This is a genomic window from Streptomyces resistomycificus, from assembly GCF_001514265.1.
Lineage (GTDB): Bacteria > Actinomycetota > Actinomycetes > Streptomycetales > Streptomycetaceae > Streptomyces > Streptomyces resistomycificus.
Genome location: NZ_KQ949004.1, coordinates 108,507 through 131,404, shown reverse-complemented (window position 1 = coordinate 131,404; position 22,898 = coordinate 108,507). Strand labels below are relative to the sequence as shown.

Genomic DNA, 22,898 nt, shown 5'->3' with positions numbered 1-22,898 from the left:
TCGAGACATGCAGGTGTGTCTGAACGGGCCTCGTGGGGCCGCCGACGGCGCGATGGTGCCGCTCACTCCGCAGGCGATCGCCGACTCCGCGGCCGAGGCCGTCGCGGCCGGGGCGACGGACGTCCATGTCCATCCCAAGACGCCCTGCGGCCAGGACAGTATGTCGCCGCGTGTGGTCGCCGCGACCCTCGAGGCGATCCGCGCGCGGGTGTCGGTGCCGGTCGGCGTGACCACCGGCGCCTGGGCGGAGCCGGATCCGGTGGCCCGCGTCGAGCGCGTCCGGAGCTGGACCGTGCTGCCCGACCACGCCTCGGTCAACTGGCACGAGCCGGGCGCCGAGGAGGTGGCCGCCGCGCTGATCGAACGCGGGGTGGGCGTGGAGGCGGGCGTCTGGTCGGGGACGGAGGGGGCGGCGAGGTTCACGGGCTCGCGGCTCGGGCCGAAGGTCCTGCGGGTGCTGGCGGAGGTGATGGACCCGGGCGCCGGGACGGCCGAGGACACCGCCCGGGCCCTTCTCGCCGACCTGGGTCGCGCGCACGGCCGCCCACTGCTGCTGCACGGTGAGGACGCGAGCGCCTGGCCGGTGCTGCGACTGGCGGGACGGCTGGGGCTGGCGACCCGGATCGGCCTGGAGGACACCCTGACTCTGCCGGACGGGCAACACGCCCCGTCCAACGCCCGGTTGGTGGCTCAGGGCCGGCTCCAGTACGGGTGTGCGCAACGCTCCTCGTAGGGCAGCGGCAACAGGCCGGCGCGTATCGAGAAGTGCGGATGGCCCAGGGCGAGGAGCCGGGCGGCGCCGGGCCCGGACAGCCAGGCGCGCAGTGCCGCGACACCCGCCTCCTCGACGTCGCCGTCCCACCACCGGAACGGGGAGCAGTCGGAGACCAGGTCGTAGAGCCAGGCGTCGGCGCAGCGGACGAAGTGCGTGTCGGCCACCGGGTCCGAGGGCCACCCGTCGAGGAACGGTGTCACCGTTCCCAGGATGGTGGCGCAGGTCTCGAAGACCTCGGAGGCGGCGTACGGCGGCTCGGGCGTCGCGAGGACGTCCCGCCACCAGGCGTGCACGAACGCCTCGACGGCGGCCGCCTGCTCGGCGGGCCAGGCACGCCAGTCCACGCGGCTCAGGGGGTGGCGGCCCCAGCCGATGCCGCCGTCCAGGGTGCCGTCGGCCATCGCGTGCGCCGTCTGCGGCAACAGGCGCCGGGTCACGGCGGCGTGGTCGGCGAAGTGGAGGGGGTCCTTGAAGAGGAACCGGCGCAGGAGATCGCCGGGCACACGGGTGTACGGCGTGCGCAGCATCGCCGTCTCGTCCGGGTCGAAGCAGTGCTCGCAGCCGGTCTCCGTCGGACTGGCGAAGCCGTTGAAGACCGTGTCGATGTCCGCGAGCGCGGCGGCGAGAGCGGGTGAGGACAAGGGAGTTCGTCCTGTCGGGACTCCGTGCGCGATGTCGCCACCGGCCGAAGACGCCGACGGTACCAGCCGCTAATCCGCTCGCTCCACCCTTTTCGCACCCGGACAGTGGGAGGCGATGAGACCCGCCTGAGGAACCGAGGAGTCCCCGATGTCGACGCTCCGCGTCACCGCCGAAGTGCTGACCGTTCACGAGCACCCCAACGCCGACGCGCTCGAACTGGCCCAGGTGGGTCTGTACCGGGCCGTCGTCGCCAAGGGCGCGTACCGCACCGGTGAGGCCGCCGTGTACATCCCCGAGCAGGCCGTGCTTCCCGCCGGGCTGATCGAGGAGTTGGGGCTGACCGGGCGGCTGGCGGGCGGCAACCGTGACCGGGTCAAGGCGGTGCGGCTGCGCGGTGAGCTGTCGCAGGGGATCGTGTGCCGGCCGGTGGCTCTGGCCGACGTCGACCTCGCGGGGGCGGCGGCGGAGGGGACCGACTTCACCGAGCGGCTCGGGATCACCAAGTGGGTGCCGCCGGTGCCGACGGCGATGGACGGCGACGTGGAGGCCGCGCCCGACCTGCTGCCCTGGGTCGACATCGAGAACATCCAGCGGTATCCGGACGTCTTCACGCCCGGCGAGCCGGTGGTGGTGACCGAGAAGCTGCACGGTTCGGCCTGCCTGCTGACGTATGTCGCCGCCGAGGGACGGGTGTACGTCTCCTCCAAGGGGGTGGGCGCGAAGTCGCTGGCCCTGAAGGAGGACACGCGGAACGTGTACTGGCGTGCGGTGCGGGGGCACGGGGTAGCCGCGTTCGCGGCGCGGGTCGCCGAGCGGCTCGGGGCGCGGCGCGTCGGGGTGTTCGGGGAGGTGTACGGCGCCGGCGTGCAGGACCTGACGTACGGCGCGGACGGCCGACGGGACACGTTGGGCTATGCCGTGTTCGACGTGTCCGTGGAGGTCGGCGGGGCGGTGCGGTGGCTGGACTCCGCGGAGGTGGTCGAACTGGTCGGCGAGGAGCTGCCGTTGGTGCCTCGGCTGTTCGAGGGGCCGTACGACATCACGCGGGTTCTGGAGGTCGCGAGCGGGCGGGAGACCGTGTCGGGGCGGGAGCTGCATCTGCGGGAAGGCGTGGTGATACGGCCGGCCTGCGAGCGGTACAGCCCGGTGACCGGGGGGCGGGCCGTCGCCAAGGCGGTGAGCCCCGCGTACCTGACCCGCAAGGGAGGCACCGAGTTCGAGTGAGGGCCGCAGCCGGGCCGGCGGGACCGCCACCACAGGCGGTCCCGCCGCTACCCCTGGGGTCCCGCCGCTGCCCCTGGCCGTTCCGGCGCCACCTCTGGCGGTCCCGCCGCTACCCCAGTCGGTCCCGCCGCTACCCCAGTCGGTCCCGGCGCTGCTCCGCCATCAGCCTCGAACCCGTCAGCCGATCGCCGAACACGTCGTCCGGGTTGGACAGGACGCAGGTGTCGAGGGAGAGGCAGCCGCAGCCGATGCAGTCGGTGAGGTGGTCCCTCAGACGGTTGAGCTGCTTGATGCGCTCGTCCAGTTCGGAGCGCCAGGCCTCGGAGAGACGGGCCCAGTCCTCGTGGGTGGGGGTGCGCTCCTCGGGGAGCTCGGCGAGAGCCTCACGGATCGTGGCGAGAGGGATGCCCACACGCTGGGCCGCACGGACGAAGGCGACCCGGCGCAGGGTGTCCCGTGAGTAGCGGCGCTGGTTGCCCGTGGTGCGGCGGCTGCTGATCAGGCCCTTGGACTCGTAGAAGTGCAGGGCGGAGACGGCGGCGCCGCTGCGCGCGGCGAGCTGGCCGACCGTGAGCTCGTGGATCTTCTCGTGAATCTGGGGCACCCCTCGAAGCCTACCCACCCCGCTTCGGCCCCCGTCCGTTGACATGAGGTCCACGGCCGACCATGCTAAGCAGTCGCTTAGACTAGTGCGAGGAGGCCGGGACATGGCAGAGCCGAGGATCTTCACGGGCGCGGACGACCTGAAGGCGGCGGTGGGCGAGCAGCTGGGACACACCGACTGGCTGGAGGTCGACCAGAAGCGGATCGACCTGTTCGCCGAGGCGACCGGCGACCACCAGTGGATCCACGTGGACCCGGAGAAGGCGGCCGCGGGGCCCTTCGGCACGACCATCGCGCACGGCTACCTCACCCTGTCGCTGCTGCCGCTGTTCGGACCGCAGCTGATCAAGGTCGAGGGCGTGAAGATGGGCGTCAACTACGGCACCAACAAGGTACGTTTCCCCGCCCCCGTCCCGGTCGGCTCCCGTCTGCGCGCCACCGCGCGGATCACCGGCGTCGAGGACGTGGCCGGCGGCGTGCAGGTGGCCGTCGCGTTCACCCTGGAGCGCGACGGCGGCGACAAGCCGGTGTGCGTCGCGGAGTCGGTGTCCCGCTACTACTTCTAGGCCCGGACCGGCGGCCCGGTACGCCCACCCCGTGACGACCGGCGCCTACCCGACCCCCACCATCCGCAGCACGAGGTCGGCGTAGAGCGCGCCGACCTCGTCGGGCGTCCAGGGGCCGTCGAGGCTGAACCAGCGGGCCACGTCGATACACAGGGACAGCACGGCGAGGGTGGTGCCCTTGACGTCCAGGACGTCGAACTCGCCGGACGCCACGCCGTCCTCGATGATCGCGCGCACCTCGGCGTCGCACTGGCGGCGCAGCGCGAGGATCTCGGCGCGGGCGTCGGGGCCGAGGGAGTCGAGTTCGTACTGCACGACACGTGCGGTGGTGCGGCCGCCCGCGTGCCAGCGGACGAAGGAGCTGACCGCGTCGGCGAGACGCTCGGTCGCGGTGCCCTCGCCCCGGGCCGCCACCCGCAGGATCTCCAGGGCCTTCGCGTGGCCGATCCTGCTGATGCGGTGGAGGAGTTCTTCCTTGGTCTTGTAGTGGATGTAGAGCGCGGCCGGGCTCATGCCGGCCCGACCCGCGATGTCACGGGTCGTCGTGGCGTGGTAGCCGCGCTCGGCGAAGGCCTCCACCGCGGCGACGAGCAGTCGCCGGGCCGCGTCGGGCGTCACCTCGCCCCACGCCGACGTCTGGCCGTCGGCCGTCTCCTCCGCCGTACTCATCACTGGCCCCTCTCCACTGGCACGACCCACACCATACCGTTGAAGGTGAGCGAGCGCTTAGCCTGCTGGTCCGGGCGGGCCCGGGTCCGCCCGGCCCGCCCGCGGCTCAGAGCTTCTCGAAGGGGTCGTGCTCGGCGAGCAGCTTCTCCAGCCGGGCCTGGTCGACCCTGCTGACGATCTGGCCCGCCTCCTGACGGTCCCGGATCACCTTGGCCAGGGTGAAGGTGGAGGTCACCAGGTACAGGACGGCGATCGCGAGGAAGCCGCGCACCCACGCGTCGCCCTGGAGGTTGTAGATGCCGACGGTGGTGGCCGCCATGGCGACCGCGAACGAGGCGACGGCCTGGCCGTAGAAGGCCGCCGTGCTCTGCTGCTTGACCTGTGTCTCACTCATGGGAAAAGAATCGACGGACATGGCCCGCGCCACATCCGTCGAAGTACTCAGGACGGGTACTCAGAAGGCCGAGACCCCCGTCAGCGCCCGCCCGATGACCAGCTTCTGGATCTGGCTCGTGCCCTCGTAGAGGGTCATCACGCGGGCGTCCCTGAGGAGTTTGCCCGCCGGGTACTCGTCGATGTAGCCGTAGCCGCCGAAGACCTGCAGGGCGTTGTTCGCGGCGCGCACCGCCGCCTCCGAGGCGAAGAGCTTGGCCTTGGAGGACTCGGTGGCGAAGGGCAGGCCGCGGTCGACGAGATCGGCGACCCGCCAGGTCAGCAGGCGGGCCGCGTCCACGTCGACGGCGATGTCACTGATCAGCTCCTGGACGAGCTGGTGGTGGGCGATGGTCTTCCCGAACTGTTCGCGCTCCCCCGCGTACCGGACCGCCACGTCCAGCGCGGCCTGGGCGATGCCGACGCAGCCCGCCGCCACCGACATCCGGCCCTTGGCCAGGGCCGACATGGCGACCGAGAAGCCCTTGCCCTCCTCGCCCAGCATCGCGGAGGCGGGCACGCGGACGTCCTGAAGGACCAGTTCCGCGGTCGCCTGGCCGCGCAGGCCGAGCTTGCCGTGGATGGTGCGGCGGGTCAGGCCGGGGGTGTCGGCCGGGACGAGGAAGGCGGAGACGCCCCGGTGGCCGGGAGCGTCGGTGGAGCGGGCGAACAGGAGCACCACGTCGGCCCAGGTGCCGTTCGTGATGAACATCTTGGTGCCGTTGAGGACGTACTCGTCGCCCTCGCGCACGGCCCGCGTGGTCAGGTTGCCGGCGTCGGACCCGGTGCCCGGCTCGGTGAGGCCGAAGCAGCCGACGTACGCGCCGGAGGTCAGCCCCGGCAGCCACCGCCGCTTCTGCTCCTCGCTCCCCCGGGCGGCGATCGTCTTGGCGACCAGCCCCAGCGAGACGGAGACGATCCCGCGCACGGACGAGTCACCGCGGCCGAGCTCCTCGGTGACCAGGCAGTACGCGAGGTGGTCGCCGCCCGAGCCGCCGTACTCCTCGTCGATGGTCAGCCCCAGGAAGCCGACCTCGCCGAGCTTCCTCACGATCGAGCGGTCGACCTCCTCGGCGCGGTCCCAGGCGATGACGTGCGGTGCGATCTCCCGGTCCACGAAGTCCTTCGCGAGCTGCCGCATGGCAGTCTGCTCCTCGCTGAGCTCCAGGTTCACGCCTAGTCCACCCCACTTGAAGGCCGTACCTTTAAATTAGCACTGCTAGTTTCTGTCCCCGCCCTACTATGTGCGCCATGGCCCGACCGCGCAAGCCCCTCCTGAGCACCGACCGGATCGTCGGGACGGCTCGTGTGCTCGTGGACGCGGAGGGCCTGGCTGCCGTCTCCACGCGTCGGCTCGCCGCCGAGCTGGGGGTCAGCGGGCCCTCTCTGTACAACCACTTTCGCACCAAGGACGAGATCCTGGAGGCGGTCGCGGACTCGGTGAGCGCACAGGTCGACCTGTCGATGTTCGAGGCCGGCCGGGACTGGCGGACCGCCTTGCACGACTGGGCGATCTCCTACCGGGCCGCGCTGCGCGACCACCCGAACATCGTCCCGGTGCTGGCCCGCGGCCCCGGGCGCCGCCCGGCCGGCCTCCGCCTCGCCGACGCGGTGTACGGCGCGATGGTCGACGCGGGCTGGCCCCCGGCTCAGGCCACCTCGATCGGCGCGCTGATGCGGTACTTCGTCATGGGCTCCGCGCTCGGCTCCTTCGCCGGCGGCTTCGTGGACGACGCGAGCGCGTACGACCCCGCCGACTACCCGCACCTCGGGCAGGCCCACCTGCTCGCCGAGCAGCAGGAGAAGATCGACGAGCGGGCCTTCGAGACGGGGCTGACCGCGCTGCTGGACGGGCTGGCGCAGCAGTACGAGCAGGTCCGGCGGGCGTCCTAGGACACTTCGGCCGGCGCCGAACCGTCCGTGTCCCATGCTGGACCGCATGACCACGAAGGACGCGCGGGCGGCGCGGCTGGCCCGCCTCGCCGGACTGATCGCCGACGAGACCCGGGCGGCGTGCCTGCTCGCGCTGCTCGACGGGCGGGCGTGGACGGCCGGTGAGCTGGCGCGGCACGCGGGTGTCGCCGCCTCGACGGTGAGCGAACACCTGCACAAGCTCGTCGCGGGCGGGCTGCTCGCCGAGGAACGGCAGGGACGGCACCGGTACGTACGGCTGGCCGACGCGCGGGCCGCCCAGCTGGTGGAGGACCTGGCCGCACAGACCGGGCCGGAGGTGGCCGCGCGGCCGCGCAACCTGCGGGAGGCCGGCGCCGGGTCCGCGATGGCCCGGGGCCGCACCTGCTACGACCATCTCGCCGGGCGGCTCGGCATCGCGGTCACCGACGCGCTGACCGGGCGTGAGCTGCTGCGGCAGGACACCGGGTTCGCGCTCACCGACACCGGCATCGCCTGGTTCGACACGAACGGCATCGGCCTCGACCGCACGAGCCGCCGCCCGCTGGCCCGCGCCTGCCTCGACTGGACCGAGCGCCGCCCCCACCTCGCGGGCGTCGCGGGCGCGGCCCTGTGCCGGCACGCCCTGGACCGCGGCTGGTGCGTGCGGATCGGCTCCGAGCGGGCGGTGAAGGTGACGGCGACGGGTGAGCGGGCGCTGTCGCGGCTGCTGGGGATCGAGGTGGCGGCGCTGTGCTGAACCCCGCCCCGGCCGGGGCACCCCGGCCGAAATCCGCGAGCTTCCCGTCCCTTTCCCTCCTAGCCTCGGGAGCATGATGAACACCACCCCGTCCGCCCCCGCCCGTCGCGCGGAACTGCTCGCCGCCGGTGCGGCCACGGTCACCGTGGTGCTGTGGGCGTCCGCCTTCGTCTCGATCCGCAGCGCGGGTGGGGCGTACTCGCCGGGCGCGCTGGCGCTCGGCCGGCTGCTGGCCGGCGCCCTGACGCTGGGGGTGATCTGTCTCCTGCGGCGGGAGGGGTTGCCGCCGCGGTCGGCGTGGCGCGGGATCGCGATATCCGGGGTGCTGTGGTTCGGCTTCTACATGGTGGCCCTGAACTGGGGCGAGCAGCAGGTGGACGCCGGCACCGCGGCCCTGGTCGTGAACATCGGGCCGATCCTGATCGCCCTGCTCGGCGCCCGACTGCTCAAGGACGCGATGCCGCCGCGACTCCTCGCGGGGATGGCCGTGTCGTTCGCGGGTGCCGTCACGGTCGGTCTGTCCATGTCGGGCGAGGGCGGGTCCTCGGTGCTCGGTGTGGCGCTGTGTCTGCTCGCCGCGGTCGGCTACGCGGGCGGTGTGGTCGCGCAGAAGCCCGCTCTGGGCCGGGCCAGCGCGTTGCAGGTGACGACGTTCGGGTGCCTGGTCGGCGCGGTGATCTGTCTGCCGTTCGCCGGTCAGCTCGTGCACGAGGCCGCCGACGCACCGGCCTCGGCGACGCTCAACATGGTCTACCTGGGCGTGTTCCCGACCGCGCTGGCCTTCACCACCTGGGCGTACGCCCTGGCCCGTACGACCGCCAGCCGGATGGGCGCGACGACGTACGCCGTGCCCGCCCTGGTCGTCCTGATGTCGTGGCTGACGCTCGGCGAGGTGCCGGGGCTGCTCACGCTGGCGGGCGGGGCGCTGTGCCTGGCGGGCGTGGCGGTGTCGCGCTCGCGTACGCCGAAGCCCGCGGCTCCGGGAGCGGTACCGGAGCCGCGGGCCGGGAAGGCGGCCGGGCCGTCAGCGTGAACGGGCCCGGTCCGCGAGGACCTTGATGGACAGCAGGGCGATCACCGCCAGCCCGATGATGTAGCCGGACACCGCCATCGAGGTGCCGGTGGTCTCCAGGAGCAGCACCATCACGAAGGGCGCGAGCCCGCCGCCGCACACGGCCGCGATCTGGTAGCCGAGGGAGGCGCCGGTGTACCGCATCTCCGGCGTGAACAGCTCGGCGAACAGGGCTGCCTGCGGTCCGTACATGATGCTGAGGAAGCAGCTGGCGACGAAGGTGCTCACCGCGAGCCACAGCAGCGAGCCGGTGTCGATCAGCAGGAACATCGGTACGGCCCACAGCGCGATGCCGGCCGCTCCGAACGCGTAGATCCGGATCCGGCCGACCCGGTCGGAGAGGGCCGCGGAGGCGGGGATCAGCACCAGCTGGGTGAGGCTGACGCAGAGCGAGACGGTGAGCACCGCGCCGCGCTTCATGTCGAGTTCGCGGGTCGTGTAGTCGAGGACACCGGTGATGAGGATGTAGAAGGTCGCGGTGTTCACGGCGAAGGAGCCGCCGGCCAAGAGGACGGTGCCGAGGTGGTCGCGCATGATCGTGCGCAGCGGGGAGCTCTGCTCGGACTTCTCCTTCTCGGCCAGCGCCTTCTCGGCCTCCCGGAACTCGGGGGTCTCCTCGACCTTGGTGTGGATGTACCAGGCGAGCACCAGCACGAACAGGCCGATGAGGAACGGGACCCGCCAGGCCCAGGCCGCGAACTCGCCGTCCGTGGTGAACGCGCCGGCCAGCAGGAACACCGAGTTGGCGGTGACCACGCCGATGGGGACGCCGAGTTGGACGACGCTGCCGTAGACACCGCGCTTGCCCTCGGGGGCGTACTCGGTGGCCAGCAGCATGGCGCCGCCCCACTGCGCGCCGACCGCGACGCCCTGGACGACGCGCAGGGCGACCAGCAGGATCGGGGCGGCGACGCCGATCGTGTCGTACGTCGGGAGCAGGCCGATGCCGGTGGTGGCCAGGCCCATGAGGGTGAGCGCGAGGACCAGCATGGGCTTGCGGCCGCGCTTGTCACCGAGCTGGCCGGCGACGATGCCGCCGAGCGGACGGGCCAGGAAGCCGACCGCGAAGGTGGCGAAGGAGGCGAGGACGCCGGCGGTGGGGCTGCCCGCCGGGAAGTACAGGTCGCCCAGGACGAGGGCGGCGGCTATGCCGAAGACGAAGTAGTCGTACCACTCGACGGCGGAGGCGAGCGCCGCCGCGGTGGCCACGCGGCGGCGGTTGGCCTCGGGGAGGGCCGTGGTGGGGACGGGGTGAGCGGGTGGTGCTGTGTCCATGCGTGCACACTCCGGTGGGTGCGGTGGGGACGATCCCCGGAACATACTGACCGGACGGTATGGGGTCAACGGTTGGGCGCGAAGGTTGCCCGGAGCACCGAGCGCTCCGGGCAGCCCCGTGCGGGTCAGAACACGACCAGCGCCCTGCCGCCCTTGCCGGCCAGCATGTTCTCGAAGGCGGCCGGGATGCCCTCCAGGCCGATCCGTTCGGTCACCAGCGCCCCCAGGTCCAGACGGCCCGCCCGGACGTGTTCGGCGAGGACCGGGAGGTCGCGTGCCGGGTCGCAGTTGCCGTAGACGCAGCCCGCCAGGGTGCGGCCCCAGTGGAAGATCTCCAGGGCGTTGAAGGTGACCTGCTGGTCCTTGCCGCCGATGCCGACGACCGTCGTACGACCACCGCGCCGGGTGGAGTCCCAGGCGGTGCGGATCGTGGCCGCGCGGCCCACGCACTCGACGGCCACGTCGACGCCCTGCCGGTCGGTGAGGCCGCGGATCTCGCGGGCGGTGGTGTCGGAGGCGATCACGTAGTCGGTGGCGCCGGCGGCCCGCGCCAGCTCCTCCTTCGCCGGGGAGACGTCGACGGCGACGATCCTGGAGGCGCCCGCGATCCGGGCCGCCTGGAGTGCGGCCAGGCCCACTCCCCCGACGCCGTACACGGCGACCGTCTCCCCCGGGCGGACCTGCGCCGAGTGGTGGACGGCGCCGTATCCGGTGAGGACGGCACAGCCGAGGAGTGCCGCGTCGGTGAGGGGGACACCCTCGGGGGCCGGGAGGACACAGCTGGCCGGCACGACCGTCTCCTCGGCGAACGCGGCGACGTTCAGGCCCGGGTGGAGGTCGGTGCCGTCGGCGGTCCGGGCGTAGACGTCGGCGGCGCCGTTGAGCGCGTTGGCGCACAGCCAGACCTCGCCGAGCGAGCAGGCGTGGCACCGGCCGCAGGACGGGGCCCAGTTGAGGACCACGCCGGCGCCCGGGCGGATGCCGGTGACCCCTTCGCCGACGGCGACGACCGTGCCGGCGCCCTCGTGGCCGAGGACGGCCGGGACGGGGACGCGCATGGTGCCGTCGGACAGGGACAGGTCGGAGTGGCAGACCCCGGCGGCGGCGAGGCGGACCCGGACCTGACCGGGTCCGGGGTCCGGAAGGTCGATGGGGGCGATCTCCAGCGGAGCGCCCACGGCGGGGAGTACGGCGGCACGAACCACGGGAACGCTCCTCAGAACTGCAGGGACTTGGTCTGGAGGTACTCGGCGAGACCGTGCGCGCCGAGTTCGCGGCCGACGCCCGACTGCTTGTACCCGCCGAAGGGGGCCAGGGGGTTGAAGCGTCCGCCGTTGATGTCGACCTGCCCGGTCTCCATCCGGCGCGCGAAGGCCACCGCCTCGGCCTCGTCGCCGGCCCAGACGGCACCCGCGAGGCCGTAGACGGTGCCGTTGGCGATGCGCAGGGCGTCCTCCTCGTCCTCGTAGCGCAGGATCGACAGGACCGGGCCGAAGATCTCCTCCTGGGCGACGGTCATCTCGGGGGTGACGTCCGCGAGGACCGTGGGGCTGACGAAGTAGCCCCGCTCCCGCGGGGATCCGGGGCCGCCGGCGACCAGCCGGGCGCCCTCGGCCACGCCCTTCTCGATGTACCCCAGCACCCGCTCCCGCTGCTTGGCGTTGACGACCGGGCCGATGCGCTCGCCGTACTTTGCGGCGGCCTCGGCGGCGAGCTCGACGGCCTCGTCGTACTGCTCCCGGTGCACCAGCATCCGCGTCCAGGCGCTGCACGTCTGGCCGGAGTTGGACATGACGTTGGCGACGCCGACGTTGACCGCCTTGGCGAGGTCGGCGCTCGGCAGGATGACGTTGGCGGACTTGCCGCCCAGCTCCAGGGCGACCTTCTTGATCGCCGCGCCGGCCGTCGCGCCGATCCGCCGGCCCACGGCGGTCGAGCCGGTGAAGGAGACCAGGTCGACGCCCGGATGCTCGGCCAGGGCCTGCCCGGCGACCGGGCCGAGCCCGGTGACCAGGTTGAAGACACCGGCCGGAACGCCTGCCGCGTGCACCGCCTCGGCGAACAGCTGAGCGACGAGCGGGGTGTCCTCGGCGGGCTTCAGGACCACGGTGCAGCCGGCGGCCAGGGCCGGGGCGACCTTGGCGACGATCTGGTGGAGCGGGTAGTTCCAGGGCGTGATCGCGCCGACCACACCGACCGGCTCCTGGTGCACGGTCGAGTTGCCGACCTTCTCCTCGAAGGCGTGTGTCGCCGCGAGTTCCGCGTAGGAGCCGGCGACGGCGATCGGCACGCCCGCGTGCACGGCCTGCGAGAACTTCAGGGGCGAACCGAGTTCGGCGGTGACCGTCTCGGCGATCTCGTCCTTGCGCGCGGCCAGGGCGTCCCGCAGGGCGGCCAGGCGTGCGGCCCGCTCGGCGGGAGCGGTCGCCGCCCAGGCCGGGAGCGCGGCACGGGCGGCCCGTACCGCGTGGTCGACGTCCGCGGCGGTGCCCGCCGGAACCCGGGCGATGACCTGCTCGTCGACCGGGTTCACGACCTCGATCACATCCGGGCCGGTGGCGGGGCGCCACTCGCCGTCGATGTACATGCCGTCGTGTGCCTTCATCGTGCGTCCTCCCGGGCGGGGCTGCGTCGTCCGCTCCATAAACTAGCGGCGTTAGTTTTTCAACGCCAGACATCCCAGGAGATCATGCGCGCCGTGGACCGGAAGCCGGCCCCTGTCCGCGCACGTGCGGGCACCCCTCCGTCGGCGCTCACTCCTCCAGATCAGGCAGTCGTGCCGGTGCCGGGCAGATGCGTTCGCCGTGCTGGTCGAAGACGAACAGGTGGGCGATGTCGACGAGGAGGGGGACGTGCATCCCCCGACGGAGGTCGATGTCGGGAGTGGTGCGGACGACCAGGTCGCCGGGGAGGCGGCCCTCGGGCGACCCGGGTGCCGGGTCGCCGTCCGGCGGGTCGTCCAGGACCACCACCGGGCCGGCGCGCAGGGCGCCCGCCCGCTCCCGGAAGCGGTCCAGGACGGTGCCGCCCTCGCGGCGCCGCCGTCCGGCGGGACGGGCGGCGGGGCGCGGGGCCTCCAGCTCCGGTACGACCGCGGGACGGGAGCCGGTGTCGAAGTGGACGAGGACCTCGTGGCCCTGGAACTCCACGTGCTCCACCAGGCCGCTGATCGCCACCTCGCCGGGGCGCGCGGCGGCCGGCTGGGCGATGCGGACGGCCTCCGAGCGCAGGCCGACGATGACCTCGCGGCCCTGCTGGACCCGGAGCAGCTGGTGGTCCAGGCACAGCGGTTCGGGCAGCCTCAGGTACTGCTTGCCGAGGCTGATGGTCATCGCGCCGTCCAGCGGGGCGCGGACCAGGCCGCGCAGCAGGTTGATCCTCGGGGTGCCGATGAAGGCGGCGACGAAGACGTTGCGCGGCAGCGCGTACACCGAGCGCGGGGCGTCCAGTTGCTGGAGCACCCCGCCGCGCAGGACGGCGACCCGGTCGCCGAGCGACATCGCCTCCGACTGGTCGTGGGTGACGTACACCGTGGTGACGCCCAGCTGGCGGGTCAGGGCCGTGATCTCGGCGCGCAGGTGGTTTCGGAGCTTGGCGTCCAGGTTGGACAACGGCTCGTCCATCAGGAAGGCGGAGGGGTGGCGGGCGATCGCCCGGCCCATCGCCACGCGCTGGCGTTCCCCGCCGGAGAGCTGGGCGGGCAGGCGGTCGAGAAGGTCCTCGATGCCGAGCATGCGGGCGGTGGCGTCCACCCGCGGGGAAGGGTCCTCGCCGGGCGCCTCGATGCGCAGCGGGAATCCGATGTTGGCGCGGCTCGTCATGTTCGGGTAGAGGGCGAAGTTCTGGAACACCATCGCCATGTCCCGCGCGGCGGGGAGCAGGTCGTTGGCGTACTCGCCGTCCAGCAGCAGCTGCCCCTCGGTGATCTCCTCCAGGCCGGCGATCATCCTGAGCACGGTGGACTTGCCACAGCCGGAGGGCCCGAGCAGGACGAGGAACTCGCCGGGCTCGATGTCCAGCGACAGCCGGTCCACCACGCGGACGCCTCGCTGGTAGGTCTTGCTCACGTCGTGCAGGGAGATGGCGCGTGTCATGGCAGGTGCCCCCGGGGCTCACTGAGCGAACGCTGGTGCTCCGCGGTCGGACGCCACGTGCGGGTCGCAGGGGGCGTGTGGGTCACGGAAGCTAACGGATTGTGTGCGCCCGGGGAAGACGCTGTGCGGGATCCGGGGCCGCGGTCCAGCAGGTGAGAAAGCGGAAGACCGAATTCAGTGCGCGGCGGCGGCCGGGCGCGGTTCGCGGATGCCCGTCAGATGCGCGTAGGCGACGACGTTGCCCGAGTAGCCGGTCCTGCGGTCGTAGGTGCCGCCGCAGGTGATCAGCCGGAGTTCGGGGCGTCCGCGGGGCCCGTAGACCTCCCGGCTGGGGAAGCGCGCCTTCTCGTACTTCCTGACGGCGTCGACCGTGTAGACGGCGGTACGTCCGTCGGCCCGCCGCACCTCGACGAGACGGCCGGGCCTCAGCTGGGTGAGGCCGGCGAAGACCGCGGGACCGCTGTCGGTGTCCAGGTGTCCCACGGCGACGGCTGTCCCCTGTTCGCCCGGGGTCGGGCCGTCCGCGTACCAGCCGGCCAGGTTCGGATCGTCGTCGGGCGGCGCGGGAAGACGCCGCTCGCGATCCAGCCGCAGGTCCGTCACCGGGGCGTCGATGCCCAGGTAGGGGACGGTGATCCTGGTCGCCCGGGAGCGTGGCAGGGGCGCCGGGGAGCGGTGTGGCGCAGGCGCCGGGGGGCGACGGGCGGCCGTGGTCGGCGGGTGCTGGGGGCGCGCCCCGCGGGCATCGGACCGGGCTCCGGGCGCAGGCGGCTTCGCTCCGCCGACGTCCGGTGCGGCCGGCCTCGCCCCTCCGGCGCCGGGCGGAGGCGGCTTGCCGGTGGCGGCGTCCGGCGAAGGCGGCCTCGCCCTCCCGGCGTCGGGAGGGAGCTGCTTCGCCCCTTCCTCACCCAGCCCGGGCCTCGGAGTTCCGTGCCGCCCGCCCGCGTCGGTGCGCGCCCGGGGCGGTGGCCGCTTGGCCCCGGCGGCATCGCCCTGGGGCCCTTTCGGCCGCACCGCACCCGGCTCCGCGCCGGTGCCGGCACGGGCGGGCGCCGGCGACCCCTGCGGCGCGGTGCCGGTCGTCTGCCGCCGCACCGGCGCCTCCGGTACATCGGCACCCGCCCCCTGGACCCCGGGGGCGCCCGGCGAAGCGGTGACGACCGCGTCGCCGGGCTTCTCGTCGTTCGCGCACCGGACGCCGGTCACCACCAGGCAGACGGTCAGGGCGGCCGTCCTCGTCAGGCGGTAGGCGCGCGTGCGGTGCCAGGGCCTTCGGGTCCGCCTGCGGGTCTGCCTACGCGGCGCCATGCGAGCGGCGACGGAGCCGGAACCAGGCCACAGCGCCGACGGCGGCCAGGCCGACGCCGGCGGCACCGGCCACCGGGGTGAAGGCGTCGGCACGCGCGAGCCCGCCGCCACCGGCGGGCGGACCGCCGTTGGGCGGTGCGGCGGCGAGGCCGACCTTGTCCTGGCAGTCGACGTTGAACAGCTTGCTCTTGCCCGCGGGATTCCCGCCGGGGACGACCTTCCAGCTCAGCTTGTACTGCCCCGCCGGCAGCGACAGGTTCCCGGTGACGCCCGCCCCGTTGGCGAGGGTGGCGACACCGGAGAGGGTGGCGGTGGTACCGGCCTGCGCGACCCGCGGCTCGACGGTCCAGTTGATGCCCTGGGCGACGTCGAAGTTGAAGGCTTCGAGGTAGAACAGACAGACCTTGGGCTGGTTGAGCCGTGCGGCGGCGGCCGTGCCCACCATGTGCGCCTTGATGTCTCCGTTGTCACCGGGGGCGGCGACGGCCGTGGGGGCTCCGAGGAGCACGGCTGCGCCGACGGTGAGCGCCGTCAAGGCGGCGGCTCTGCGCGGACGGGACGAGGTCGACATACGAGGCCCTCCGAATCAGGTGATTGTCATACAAATCTCGCTTCACCTGACTCAATGTCATGCCGGGCCCTCGAAGCGCGCAGGCGGCGCCGACGCTCCGTCAGATATCGCCCTTACGGCTCAAGGAACGGCGGAGACGACGACCTGCGGAGGTCGCCGCGCCGCCCTCCGCGGGCTTGGCCGGTGCGCGCAGCGCGACCCCCGAGGACACCAGCAGCAGCGCACCGAGCATCACGAACGGCGCGGCCACGCCCGCGACCCCCGCGATCAGGCCGGCCGCGGCGGGCGCGGCGACCTGGCCGAGGCGGTTGCCGGTCAGGCGCAGGGCGAGGGCCGTGGAACGGGCACCGTCGGGGGCGGCCTGCACGACCGTCGTCATGGACAACGGCTGTCCGACGCCGAGGCAGAAGCCGAGGACGGCGAGCATCAGGGCGAGCGCCCACACCGGCACCGGCAGCGCGATGCCGGCACACAGCACGGCCGCCGACAGGCAGGTGACGGTGAGCAGTACGGTCCGGCCCAGCAGCCGCAGCAGGGGCGTCAGCACCAGGCGGCACGCGATGGTGGCCGCGGCGCGCAGGCTGAGCAGGAGGCCGACCACGGACGGGGCGATCCCCCGGTGCTCGCCGACCACCGGGAGGTAGGCGGTGAGGATGTCGGTCGCGGAGAGCACGGCGAGGCTGACGAAGATGCCCGCCGGTACGCCCCGGGCGCGCAGGATCCGCCGGACGGGGACGTGGTCGCCTTGCGCCGCCGGGGACTTGGACGTCGTACGGTCCTCTATGCGCCACAGCGAGGTGAAGGCGACCGCCGCGCCCGCGCCCGCCACCACCAGCGCGAGCGCGCTGGTGCCCGCCATGTCCCGGCCGCCGATCAGGAAGCCGGCCGCGATCGGGCCGACCAGCTGGCCGAGCGAGGCGCCGATGGTGAAGTGGCCGAAGTTGCGGTCCTGTTCGTGCGGGGCGGACTGGCGGGCCACCAGCGACTGGGCGCCGATCACGAAGCAGAGGTGGCCCAGGCCCATGACCCCGCTCCAGACCGCCATCGCCCACAGGGAGCCGGCCAGGCCGCTGAGCGCGCAGCCTCCGGCTATCAGGACCACGCCGACCGGCAGCAGCGGCGCGCAGCGGCCGTGGTCGGTGCGGCGGCCCAGCGGTACTGCGGCGAAGAGCGGCAACAGGGCGTAGACGCCCGCGATGACACCGATCGCCCGCTCGTCCGCGCCCAGCGCGAGGGCCCGGTAGGAGACGGCGGGCCGGGCCATCGACACCGCCCCCTGCGCGAAGCTGAAGGCGATGACGAGGCGAAGCAGCCAGCCGCGGTTCCCACCGGGCCCCATGGGCGAGTCCTCCGTGCGACGGTTCGAACGATCGTCAGATGATCCCGAAGAGCATTCCCGCCCCGAGGATGATCAGGGAGGTCAGGGCGGCCCACTTCACCACGAACCTGGTGTGGTCGCCGAACTCGACCTTGGCCATGCCGACCAGGACGTAGACGGCCGGGACCAGCGGGCTCGACATGTGCAGCGGCTGGCCGACGAGCGAGGCGCGGGCCATCTCCAGCGGCGAGACGCCGTGGGCCGCGCCGGCCTCGGCGAGCACCGGCAGGACACCGAAGTAGAAGCCGTCGTTGGACATGAAGTAGGTGAGCGGCAGGCTCAGTACACCGGTGACGAGGGCCATGTGCGGGCCCATGCCCGTCGGGATGACGTCCACCATCCACTTGGCCATGTTGTCGACCATGCCGGTGCCCTGGAGGACGCCGGTGAAGACGGCGGCGGCGAAGACCATGCCGGACACGTTGAGGACGTTGTCGGCGTGCGCGGCGAGGCGGGCCTTCTGGTCGGGGATGTGCGGGAAGTTCACGGTGAGCGCGAGCGCGGCGCCGATCAGGAACAGCACCGGGATCGGCAGCCACTCCATGATCATGGCGGTGAGCAGGGAGACCGTGAGGAGCGCGTTGAACCAGTACAGCTTGGGGCGCAGGGTGGCGCGGTTGGGGTCGAGGCCCTGGAAGCCGTCGTCGTCCGCGTCGGAGTCCGCGGCGTCCGCGTCGGTGCCGGAGCCGGCACCACCGGTGGTGGCGGGGGTCTTGGCGTCGCCGGAGCCGCCGGCGCCCACGAGGACCGTCTCGCTGTCCTCGACCTTCTCCTCGGCCTTCTCCTCCACCAGCACGTCGTCCAGCGTCAGCACGCCCAGCCGCCTGCGCTCCCGCACACCGAGGACGTACGACAGGATGAAGACGCCGAGCAGGCCGACCAGCAGGGCCGGGATCATCGGGACGAAGATGTCGCTGGCGTCCAGCTTGAGCGCGGTGGCGGCACGGGCGGTGGGGCCACCCCACGGCAGGGTGTTCATCACGCCGTTGGCCATCGCGGCGACACCCGTCATCACGACCAGGCTCATCTTGAGGCGCTTGTACAGCGGATACATCGCCGAGACCGTGATCATGAAGGTGGTCGAGCCGTCGCCGTCGAGCGACACGATCGACGCGAGCAGCGCCGTGCCGACGACGATCCGCATCGGGTCGGCCTTGCAGAACTTCAGGATCCCGCGAACGATCGGGTCGAAGAGGCCGACGTCGATCATCACACCGAAGTAGACGATCGCGAACATGAGCATCGCCGCGGTGGGGGCGAGGCTGGTGACGCCGTCGATGACGTAGTCACCGAGCTTGGCGCCCTTTCCCACGAACACGCAGAAGAGTGCGGGGATCAGTACGAGCGCCGCGATCGGCGACATCTTCTTCAGCATGATCAGGACCAGGAAGGTCGCGATCATGGCGAAGCCGAGGATGGTCAACATGAGTGGATACCTAACGTTCGCCCTTGAACTCCCACCAGGGCCGGCGGTTCGATGACGTTAGGTCGCGTCAAGTGGCGTTAACAAGACGTTGACACGCGAGCAATAAGCGCAAAACTCCTGGTCACAGCTTTGCTCAGGTCAGAGCGGGGAAATTTTCGGTCACGGCGGCGACCTCGACGGGCACTCCGTTGAGTACGGCGTTGCCCGACAGGGGGTCGAGCAGACTGCCGTCGAGGATCTGGTTGACGTTGACTCCGGGGTCGGCGGAGGCGTGGCTCAGCCGGGTGCCGGGACGGTCGTGGCCCCAGCCGTGCGGCAGGCTCACCACACCCCGGCGCACGCCGTCGGTGACCTCGGCGGGAGCGGTCACCTCTCCCCCGGCGCCCTTGACGCGCACGGGCGCACCGTCCCGGACACCGAGCCGGTCGGCGTCCTCGGGGTGGATGTGCAGGGTGCAGCGGTTGGTGCCACCGGTGAGGGCGGGGACGTTGTGCATCCAGCTGTTGTTGGAGCGCAGATGACGGCGGCCGACCAGGACCAGACCGGCGGGGCGCTCGTGCAGGGCCTGCCGGAGGCGGGGCAGGTCGTCGACGATCGGCTGCGGCAGCAGTTCGACCTTGCCGCTCCTGGTCTTCAGGGGCTGGGGCAGCCGGGGCCGCAGCGGACCGAGGTCGATGCCGTGCGGCTGCGCGAGCAGTCGCGCCAGGTTCAGCCCGTCGGTTCGTACGCCGAAGCCGTCGCCGTACGGACCGAGGCGCAGCATCATGTCGAGCCGCCGCTCGGGGCCGGTCTCGCCGGTGAGTTGCGCGGCGAGCTCGCGCGGGTCCCGGCCGTGGACCGGGGAGTGCGGCTCCTTCACCGCCTTGCCGAGGGTCTGGTCGATCACCATCGTGTCGACGGCGTCCGGGTCGGCGCCGTGCATGCCGGTCGCGGCGAGGACCAGCCGGGCCAGGATCTCGGTCTCGGCCATCCGGCCGGGCTCCAGCGGGACCGCGGGCCGGGTGTAGCGGACCTGGTTGCGCACGGCGAGGGTGTTGAACGCGAAGTCGTGGTGCGGGCTCTGGGAGGGCGGGGGCGGCGGCAGCACGACGTGGGCGTGGCGTGAGGTCTCGTTCAGATACGGGTCGACGCTGACCATGAAGTCCAGCGAGTCGAGGGCCTTGTCGAGCCGGTTGCCGTCGGGCGCCGACAGCACCGGGTTGGCGGCGACGGCGACGAGTGCCCGGATCGGCTCGCCCTCCGCGGTGGCGGTGTCGATCTCCTCGGCGAGCGCGGACAGGGGCAGCTCCCCCTTCGCCTCCGGGTGTCCGCTCACCCGGGAGCGCCAGCGCCCGAGCGCGAAGCCGTGGCCGGGGCCGGCGGGGCGGGGCGTCCTGTCGGTGGCGGCCTGGGGGAAGAGGGCGCCGCCGGGGCGGTCGAGGTTGCCGGTCAGGATGTTGAGGACGTCGACGAGCCAGCTGGCGAGCGTGCCGTGCGGAACCGTGCAGCTGCCGATGCGGCCGTATACGGCGGCGGTGGGGGCGGCGGCGAGTTCGCGGGCCAGGGTGCGGATCGTGGCGGCGTCCACGTCACAGGCGTCGGTGACGGCCTCCGGGGTGAAGTCCGCCACGGCAGCCCTGAGTTCGTCGACGCCCTGGAGATGCGGAGCGGACTCGCCAAGATCCACCAGGCCCTCCTCGAAGAGGACGTTCGCCATCGCCGCGAGGAGCAGCGCGTCGGTGCCGGGCCGGATCGCGAGGTGCCGGTCGGCGAGCTTGGCGGTGCGGGTGCGGCGGGGATCGACGACGGTGAGGGTGCCGCCGCGGGCCTTGAGCGCCTTGAGCTTGCCGGGGAAGTCGGGTGCCGTGCACAGACTCCCGTTGGATTCCAGGGGGTTGGCGCCGAGCAGCAGCAGGTGGTCGGTGTGGTCGAGGTCGGGCACCGGGATGGCGTTGGCGTCGCCGTACAGGAGCCCGCTGGAGACGTGCTTGGGCATCTGGTCGACCGTGGACGCGGTGAAGACGCTGCGGGTGCCGAGCCCGGCGAGGAGCACCGTCGGGTAGAGAGCGCCGGCCATGGTGTGCACGTTGGGGTTGCCGAGGACGACCCCGACGGCGCTGGGCCCGTACCGCTCGACGACGGGCCTGATCCCGGCGGCGACCGCGTCGAAGGCCTCCTCCCAGGTGGCCTCGCGCAGCTCGCCGTCCACGCGCACGAGGGGCGTGCGCAGCCGGTCGGGATCGCCGTCGACGGCCCCGAAGGAGGCGCCCTTGGGGCAGATGAAACCGCGGCTGAAGACGTCGTCACGGTCACCGCGGGCACCGGTCACCCGGGTCCCCTCGATGGTGAGCGTCAGGCCGCAGGTGGCCTCGCAGAGGGGGCAGATACGCAGGGCGGTGCGGGACACGGGTCCTCCTCGAGGACTGCGGCGACGGTGACGCACGGGCTCGAGGCCGAGCATACCGAGCGGTATGCCTCGTGGGGAGGGGGTGCCGGGAACGAGACCGGAGAGGACGGGACCGAGGCGAGGCAGGGAACAGGGAACACCTCGGCGCGCCACCCGGGGCTGCGGGCCGCCCGCCAGTTTGCTGCGGGCCTGCGGGCCTGCGGGCCTGCGGGCCTGCGGGCCGCCATGGTTGCCGGTCTGGCACATCGGCATGACTGCCGGTCCGACACCGCCACGATGCCGCGGCCCGGCGCGCGAACCGCCGCGGTCCCGCGGGCCACTTTCCCGCGGTCTGGCGGGCCGCCATAGCTGCATGCTCGGCGCACCACCACGACTGTCGGCTCCGCGTGCGGCCATGACTGTCGGCTCCGCTTACGGCCATGGCTACGATCCCGCGCGCGCCGCCGTGACTACGATCCGGCGCGCCCTGTCGCCTCGGTACGGCGAGCCGTCAGTCCAGCACCCGTGCGAGGTAGGCCCGCAGCAGCTGTCGCATCTCCTCGATGATCTCCTCGTCGCCCTCCGGGGACACCCGGAAGGCGAGGTGGACCAGGGTGTCGGCGGTCTCCACGGCGACCAGGAAGGTGCGGCGCAGTTCCTCGTCCGGGGTGCGGTCGAGGTAGCCGGAGAGGAGGTCGGTGAGACGGTCGGCGACCCGGTGGTTGGGCTCGGACTGGCCGGAGCCGACCGGGATCTGGTTGCCGAAGTCGACGAGGGAGAAGCCGGGCGCGGTGCGCTTCATGGCGAGGTACTCGTCGAGTACGGCGTCCATGGCGGCCCGCCAGCCGCCCTCGCCGGTCTCGGCGAGGCGCTCGGTGACGCGTTCGCTGTAGCGCTCCAGGTTGCGCTGGGCCAGCGCGTCGGCCATCGCTCGCTTGTTGCCGAAGAAGCGGTAGACCGAGCCGATGGGGACACCGGCCCGCAGCGCCACGGCCCGGGTGCTCAGGGCGTCGTAGCCGACCTCGTCGAGGAGGTCCGCGCAGGCGTCGAGGATCCTGGTGAGGCGCTCCGCGCTGCGCCGTTGCACGGGCGCACGCCGGAGCGATGTCGCTGGGGGCACGGGCTTCATGATGCCGTTCCGCCGCGTTCCGGGGAACCTCGCCCCCCGGAGTGGGCCAAGGAGTCCGCGGAGCCCGGGGAATCCGGCGACGAGGACGCGGAGGGGGCGGTGGGGTCCGACGCCGTGATGTCCGCCGTGCTCTCGACCGGCTCGCCGTCCACCGCCCACACCGTGCCGTCGTCGGCGTACAGGCGGGCCGTGACCTGGTGGGTGCCGTGCGGGACGTAGCGGGCGGGAAGGCGGTACGCGGGGCCGCGCAGCCCGGCGACGGGGTGACCGTCGACGAAGAGGCGCACGATGCCGCGGCCCGCCACGGCCTCGGGCTTGGCGCCGACGGCCGAGCAGCGGAAGTTGCTCAGGGTCAGCCGGACGTCCCAGCCGTCGTCGGCGGCGGGCTGCACCTCGATGCCGACATCGGGCGCTTCGCCGTCGTCGTCCACCTCGCGGTAGGCACGGCCCTCCTCGTCCCGGTCCTCGAGGACCTTGCCCACCGGTGAGGGCGAGCCCCCGTTCTTCGGCTCTTCGGCACCACTGCTCGCGCAGCCCGCGGATCCGGTCAGCAACAGGACACAGACCGCGAGCGCGGCTACGAGCCCCCGCATCCACGACATGGCCGGGAGCCTAGAACAAAGGTCCGACACCTCGAATCCACCTGGAGTTGGGTATCGCCGTCCTCCGTGAGGAGGTCGCGCGGCCCTCTTGCGTCGGGGAAAACGCAATCCTACGGT

The 22,898-nt window shown here is 72.7% G+C and carries 22 protein-coding genes; 6 read left to right on the top strand and 16 right to left on the bottom strand.

All coding sequences use genetic code 11. The features are described 5' to 3' along the window. The first annotated feature begins 7 nt into the window (after positions 1-7). The gene (locus tag AQJ84_RS36435) at positions 8-733 is read left to right on the top strand and encodes a 3-keto-5-aminohexanoate cleavage protein (protein WP_030045161.1); all 726 of its coding nucleotides are present in this window, start codon (positions 8-10) and stop codon (positions 731-733) included. Here AQJ84_RS36435 and AQJ84_RS36430 read toward each other — a convergent pair. Then, on the bottom strand, positions 691-1,416 hold the full coding sequence (locus AQJ84_RS36430) for a hypothetical protein (RefSeq protein ID WP_053190161.1): 726 nt from the start codon (positions 1,414-1,416) through the stop codon (positions 691-693). The genes AQJ84_RS36435 and AQJ84_RS36430 overlap by 43 nt on opposite strands. Before the next feature lie 148 nt (positions 1,417-1,564). On the opposite strand from AQJ84_RS36430, the gene AQJ84_RS36425 reads away from it, so the two are divergent. After that, entirely contained in the window at positions 1,565-2,641 is a 1,077-nt protein-coding gene (locus AQJ84_RS36425) for an RNA ligase (ATP) (RefSeq protein ID WP_030045159.1), read from the top strand. Between the two features lie 130 nt (positions 2,642-2,771). Here AQJ84_RS36425 and soxR read toward each other — a convergent pair whose 3' ends face one another. After that, positions 2,772-3,245, bottom strand: coding sequence for a redox-sensitive transcriptional activator SoxR (gene soxR / locus AQJ84_RS36420; RefSeq protein WP_053190162.1), 474 nt, complete (start codon positions 3,243-3,245; stop codon positions 2,772-2,774). Positions 3,246-3,348: 103 nt separating this feature from the next. On the opposite strand from soxR, the gene AQJ84_RS36415 reads away from it, so the two are divergent. After that, positions 3,349-3,810 carry a MaoC family dehydratase gene (locus AQJ84_RS36415; RefSeq protein WP_030045157.1) on the top strand — a complete coding sequence of 154 codons (462 nt, stop codon included), beginning with the start codon at positions 3,349-3,351 and terminating at the stop codon, positions 3,808-3,810. 45 nt (positions 3,811-3,855) lie between these two features. Here the strand turns inward: AQJ84_RS36415 and AQJ84_RS36410 are convergent, their stop codons facing one another. From AQJ84_RS36410 to AQJ84_RS36400, 3 genes are all read right to left on the bottom strand, one after another. Continuing rightward, complete coding sequence (locus AQJ84_RS36410; protein ID WP_030045156.1) at positions 3,856-4,479, bottom strand: TetR/AcrR family transcriptional regulator; 624 nt, start codon at positions 4,477-4,479, stop codon at positions 3,856-3,858. Between the two features lie 106 nt (positions 4,480-4,585). Further along, the gene (locus AQJ84_RS36405) at positions 4,586-4,873 is read right to left on the bottom strand and encodes a YiaA/YiaB family inner membrane protein (RefSeq protein ID WP_030045155.1); all 288 of its coding nucleotides are present in this window, start codon (positions 4,871-4,873) and stop codon (positions 4,586-4,588) included. A 60-nt stretch (positions 4,874-4,933) separates the two neighbouring features. Next, positions 4,934-6,085, bottom strand: coding sequence for an acyl-CoA dehydrogenase family protein (locus AQJ84_RS36400; RefSeq protein ID WP_030045154.1), 1,152 nt, complete (start codon positions 6,083-6,085; stop codon positions 4,934-4,936). 77 nt (positions 6,086-6,162) lie between these two features. On the opposite strand from AQJ84_RS36400, the gene AQJ84_RS36395 reads away from it, so the two are divergent. From AQJ84_RS36395 to AQJ84_RS36385, 3 genes are all read left to right on the top strand, one after another. Further along, positions 6,163-6,804, top strand: a complete 642-nt coding sequence (locus AQJ84_RS36395) for a TetR/AcrR family transcriptional regulator (protein WP_053190163.1) — start codon at positions 6,163-6,165, stop codon at positions 6,802-6,804. 46 nt (positions 6,805-6,850) lie between these two features. Further along, positions 6,851-7,561, top strand: a complete 711-nt coding sequence (locus tag AQJ84_RS36390) for an ArsR/SmtB family transcription factor (protein ID WP_037804740.1) — start codon at positions 6,851-6,853, stop codon at positions 7,559-7,561. Positions 7,562-7,637: 76 nt separating this feature from the next. Further along, entirely contained in the window at positions 7,638-8,594 is a 957-nt protein-coding gene (locus AQJ84_RS36385; protein ID WP_030045151.1) for a DMT family transporter, read from the top strand. Here the strand turns inward: AQJ84_RS36385 and AQJ84_RS36380 are convergent. The 11 genes from AQJ84_RS36380 to AQJ84_RS36330 all read right to left on the bottom strand — a co-directional run bounded on the left by AQJ84_RS36380 (position 8,586) and on the right by AQJ84_RS36330 (position 22,781). After that, on the bottom strand, positions 8,586-9,908 hold the full coding sequence (locus tag AQJ84_RS36380; protein WP_030045150.1) for an MFS transporter: 1,323 nt from the start codon (positions 9,906-9,908) through the stop codon (positions 8,586-8,588). The two genes, AQJ84_RS36385 and AQJ84_RS36380, sit on opposite strands and share 9 nt — an antisense overlap. A gap of 125 nt (positions 9,909-10,033) precedes the next feature. After that, a complete protein-coding gene (locus tag AQJ84_RS36375; RefSeq protein ID WP_030045149.1) occupies positions 10,034-11,113 on the bottom strand; it encodes a Zn-dependent alcohol dehydrogenase in 1,080 nt (359 codons plus the stop codon). 11 nt (positions 11,114-11,124) lie between these two features. Then, the gene (locus AQJ84_RS36370; protein WP_030045148.1) at positions 11,125-12,513 is read right to left on the bottom strand and encodes an aldehyde dehydrogenase family protein; all 1,389 of its coding nucleotides are present in this window, start codon (positions 12,511-12,513) and stop codon (positions 11,125-11,127) included. Between the two features lie 148 nt (positions 12,514-12,661). After that, positions 12,662-14,002, bottom strand: a complete 1,341-nt coding sequence (locus tag AQJ84_RS36365) for an ABC transporter ATP-binding protein (protein ID WP_030045147.1) — start codon at positions 14,000-14,002, stop codon at positions 12,662-12,664. Positions 14,003-14,176: 174 nt separating this feature from the next. Further along, entirely contained in the window at positions 14,177-15,310 is a 1,134-nt protein-coding gene (locus tag AQJ84_RS45180; RefSeq protein ID WP_079022585.1) for a class F sortase, read from the bottom strand. Next, a complete protein-coding gene (locus AQJ84_RS36355; protein WP_053190164.1) occupies positions 15,297-15,881 on the bottom strand; it encodes a hypothetical protein in 585 nt (194 codons plus the stop codon). The genes AQJ84_RS45180 and AQJ84_RS36355 overlap by 14 nt, the downstream gene beginning before the upstream one ends. Before the next feature lie 100 nt (positions 15,882-15,981). After that, positions 15,982-17,220: an MFS transporter gene (locus AQJ84_RS36350; protein ID WP_030045144.1), complete on the bottom strand. Its 1,239-nt coding sequence runs from the start codon at positions 17,218-17,220 to the stop codon at positions 15,982-15,984. 34 nt (positions 17,221-17,254) lie between these two features. After that, positions 17,255-18,685, bottom strand: coding sequence for a CitMHS family transporter (locus AQJ84_RS36345; protein ID WP_030045143.1), 1,431 nt, complete (start codon positions 18,683-18,685; stop codon positions 17,255-17,257). Between the two features lie 133 nt (positions 18,686-18,818). Next, positions 18,819-21,071, bottom strand: coding sequence for a molybdopterin oxidoreductase family protein (locus AQJ84_RS36340; protein WP_053190165.1), 2,253 nt, complete (start codon positions 21,069-21,071; stop codon positions 18,819-18,821). Positions 21,072-21,561: 490 nt separating this feature from the next. Continuing rightward, positions 21,562-22,179: a TetR/AcrR family transcriptional regulator gene (locus AQJ84_RS36335; RefSeq protein ID WP_053190166.1), complete on the bottom strand. Its 618-nt coding sequence runs from the start codon at positions 22,177-22,179 to the stop codon at positions 21,562-21,564. Continuing rightward, complete coding sequence (locus AQJ84_RS36330) at positions 22,176-22,781, bottom strand: hypothetical protein (RefSeq protein ID WP_030045140.1); 606 nt, start codon at positions 22,779-22,781, stop codon at positions 22,176-22,178. The genes AQJ84_RS36335 and AQJ84_RS36330 overlap by 4 nt, the downstream gene beginning before the upstream one ends. Between the last annotated feature and the right edge of the window lie 117 nt (positions 22,782-22,898).